This is a genomic window from Bradyrhizobium sp., from assembly GCF_019244115.1.
Classification (GTDB): Bacteria; Pseudomonadota; Alphaproteobacteria; order Rhizobiales; family Xanthobacteraceae; genus Bradyrhizobium.
In genome coordinates, this window is the sequence record NZ_JAFATE010000251.1 from 1 (window position 1) to 3607 (window position 3607).

The 3607-nt window shown below is 62.8% G+C and carries 5 protein-coding genes; all 5 read left to right on the plus strand.

Going from position 1 to position 3607, the window contains the following annotated elements; genetic code table 11:
* The coding region (locus tag JOZ76_RS11305; protein WP_291698717.1) for a cytochrome P450 at positions 1-696 on the plus strand (696 nt) is incomplete at its 5' end.
* 75 nt (positions 697-771) lie between these two features.
* The gene (locus JOZ76_RS11310) at positions 772-1035 is read left to right on the plus strand and encodes a type II toxin-antitoxin system VapB family antitoxin (protein WP_291698718.1); all 264 of its coding nucleotides are present in this window, start codon (positions 772-774) and stop codon (positions 1033-1035) included.
* Entirely contained in the window at positions 1032-1433 is a 402-nt protein-coding gene (locus tag JOZ76_RS11315) for a type II toxin-antitoxin system VapC family toxin (RefSeq protein ID WP_291698719.1), read from the plus strand. The genes JOZ76_RS11310 and JOZ76_RS11315 overlap by 4 nt, the downstream gene beginning before the upstream one ends.
* A 64-nt stretch (positions 1434-1497) precedes the next feature.
* Positions 1498-2682 carry an acyl-CoA dehydrogenase family protein gene (locus JOZ76_RS11320; protein ID WP_291698720.1) on the plus strand — a complete coding sequence of 395 codons (1185 nt, stop codon included), beginning with the start codon at positions 1498-1500 and terminating at the stop codon, positions 2680-2682.
* Between the two features lie 173 nt (positions 2683-2855).
* The coding region (locus tag JOZ76_RS11325; protein WP_291698721.1) for a CaiB/BaiF CoA transferase family protein at positions 2856-3607 on the plus strand (752 nt) is incomplete at its 3' end.

Here is a 3607-nt window from a genome sequence, read left to right on the forward strand (position 1 = left end):
ACCGCGCTGCCCAAGGGCGGCATCGTGGATTCGCCGGAGCAGCGGCGGCAGGAAATGGACGAATGCGCCGCCTATTTCTCGAAACTCTGGAACGAGCGCGTCAACGCCGAGCCGAGAAACGACCTGATCTCGATGATGGCGCACAATCCGGCGACGCGCTTCATGGACCCGGACAATCTGATGGGCAACATCATTCTTCTGATCGTCGGAGGCAACGACACCACGCGCAACACCATGTCCGCCTCGGTGCTGGCGCTCAACGAGAACCCCGACCAATATGACAAGCTGCGCAACAATCCTGACCTGATCGACACCATGGTGCCGGAGGTGATCCGCTGGCAGACGCCGCTCGCCCACATGCGGCGCACCGCGCTGGTCGACACCGAGCTGCAGGGCCAGAAGATCAGGAAGGGCGACCGCGTCGTGATGTGGTACGTCTCCGGCAACCGCGACGAGACGGTGATCGAGAATCCGGACGAGTTCATTATCGACCGCGCGCGGCCGCGCATCCACCTCTCCTTCGGCTTCGGCATTCACCGCTGCGTCGGCATGCGCCTTGCCGAGCTGCAGCTCCGCATCGTCTGGGAAGAGATCCTGAAGCGGTTCGAGCGCATCGAGGTGGTCGGCGAGCCGAAGCGGGTCTATTCGAGTTTCGTGCGCGGCATCGAGAGCCTGCCGGTGCGCATCCCCGGGTGAGCGCGGGGTTGGGCTCCCCGCGACGCAATCCCCTCGCACCTTGCCTCTATGGTAGAAATTTGATAGATTTCTACCATGAAGAAGGACATGCATCTCAATATCAAGAACGCGGAGGCCCATAGGCTTGCCTCGGAGCTTGCCGAGCTCACGGGCGAAAGCCTGACTTCCGCGGTGACTCTGGCGCTGCGCGAGCGCCTGGCGCGCGAACGTCGGCGCCGGCGTCCCGACCGCATTGCGGCACAGTTGATGAAGATCGGAAGCCGGTATGCCGCGCTGGCCGACACCGGGCGTACGCCCGATGACATCCTCGGATACGACGAGCACGGACTGCCAACGTGATCGTGATCGACAGTTCGGCGATCGTCGCCATCTTTCGCCAGGAGGATGATGCCGAGAATTTTGCGCACCGCATCGCCGCCGATGTTGATCCTGTGATGTCTGCGGCCAATCTCGTGGAAACGTCGATCGTCCTGCGCGGATTGAAGGAGATTGCGCCCGAGCGGGCAGAGCGTTGGCTTGACGATTTCATCGCGGCAGCGGGGATTCGGATCGAACCGGTCACAACGGATCAGGCAAATGCGGCGCGCGCGGCGCATCTGCAATTCGGCAAGGGGGCGGGGCACGGCGCCGCGCTGAACTATGGTGACTGCTTTGCATATGCGCTTGCCAAGAGCATGGAAGCGCCACTCCTCTGCAAGGGCAACGACTTTCGACTGACTGACATCGATGTCGCATGAGCGGTCATTGCCACCGGATGCAGAACCCGGGATAACCAAGCGATCACAGCACTGACGGTCTACAATGAACCAAGAACAAGAACATCAACAGGACCATTACGACGACTACGCCGACATCCGCGACGCCGTGGCAAAGCTCTGCGCGCAGTATCCCGGCGAATATTGGCGGAGGCTCGACCGGGAGATGGCCTACCCTTCGGCGTTCGTCGACGCGCTGACAAGGGCGGGCTACCTCTCTGTGCTGATCCCGGAGGAGTATGGTGGCGCCGGATTGAAACTGTCGGCGGCCGCCGCGATCCTGGAGGAGATCCAGCGCGCCGGCTGCAATGGCGGCGGCTGCCATGCCCAGATGTACACGATGGGCACGCTGCTGCGGCACGGCAGCGTGGAGCAGAAGCAAAAGTGGCTGCCAAAAATTGCGAGCGGCGAACTGCGTCTGCAGGCCTTTGGGGTCACCGAGCCGACCTCGGGCACCGACACGACGTCGCTGAAGACCTTTGCGCGGCGTGAGGGCAACGACAGCTATGTTGTCAACGGCCAAAAGATCTGGACCAGCCGCGCCGAGCATTCCGACCTGATGATCCTGCTGGCACGTACCACGCCGAAGGACCAGGTCGCGAAGCGCACCGATGGTCTCTCCGTGTTCATCGTCGACATGCGCGAGGCGAAGAACGCCGGCCTCGACATCCGCCCGATCCGCACCATGATGAACCACTCCACGACGGAGGTGTTCTTCACCGAAATGAAGGTCCCGGCGGAAAACCTGATCGGCGAGGAGGGCAAGGGTTTTCGCTACATCCTCTCGGGCATGAATGCCGAGCGCATCCTGATCGCGGCCGAATGCATCGGCGACGCCAAATGGTTCATCGCCAAGGCGACCGACTATTCAAAAGAACGCGCGGTGTTCGGCCGCCCGATCGGCCAGAATCAGGGCGTCCAGTTTCCGATCGCAAAGGCCTACGTGGCCATGCGCGCCGCCGAGCTGATGGTGAAGGAAGCGACCCGCAAATATGAGGCAGGGCTGGATTGCGGCGCCGAGGCCAATATGGCGAAAATGCTGGCGGCGGATGCGTCCTGGGAGGCGGCCAATGCCTGCATCCAGACCCATGGCGGCTTCGGCTTTGCCGAGGAGTATGACGTCGAACGAAAATTCCGCGAGACAAGGCTCTACCAGGTGGCGCCGATCTCGACCAATCTGGTGCTCTCCTACATCGCCGAACACGTGCTCGGCATGCCCCGCTCCTACTAGGATCAAGACGCGTCGATGCTTTCAACTGTCTTGTCTCGCGCATGTCCTTGTTCGGCGACCGGTTCGCAACCTCACCGTCATTGCGAGGCGCGCTTGCGCCGAAGCAATCCAGACTGTCTCGGCGGTGAGAGTCCTGGATTGCTTCGCTTCGCTCGCAATGACGGAGAACGTTGATGCTGCCGCTCGAAGGAATCACCGTCGTCGCGGTCGAACAGGCGGTCGCCGCGCCGTTCTGTTCGTCGCGCCTGGCGGACGCCGGCGCCCATGTCATCAAGGTCGAGCGGCCCGAAGGCGATTTTGCCCGCGGCTATGATGCGGCCGCCAAGGGCCAGAGCAGCTATTTTGTCTGGCTCAACCGCGGCAAGGACTCTGTCGTGATCGACCTCGCCACCAAGGAAGGCCGCGACGAACTGGAGAAGCTGATCGCGGGCGCCGACGTGCTGCTGCAGAACCTGAAACCGGGATCGATGGACAAGCTCGGCTTCTCGCTCGAACGCTTGCGCAAGGATCATCCCGGGCTGATCTGTTGCACCATCACGGGCTATGGCGACGATGGCCCCTACGCCCACCGCAAGGCCTATGACCTCTTGATTCAGGCCGAGAGCGGACTGGCGTCGATCACCGGCGGCCCGGAGGGCGCTTCCCGCGTCGGCATGTCGATCGTCGATGTCGCGACCGGCGCGACCGCGCATGCCGCAATTTTGGAAGCACTGATCGGCCGCTCACGCACCGCCAAGGGCGCGGACATCCGCATCTCGATGTTCGACGTGATGGCGGAATGGCTCACCGTACCTCTGCTCAATGCGGAAGCGGGCCAGCCGCCCACGCGGATGGGGCTGGCGCACCCTTCGATCGCGCCCTATGGCGTGTTCCGCTCCAAGGACGGCAGGGAGATCCTGATCTCGATCCAGAGCGAGCGCGAGTG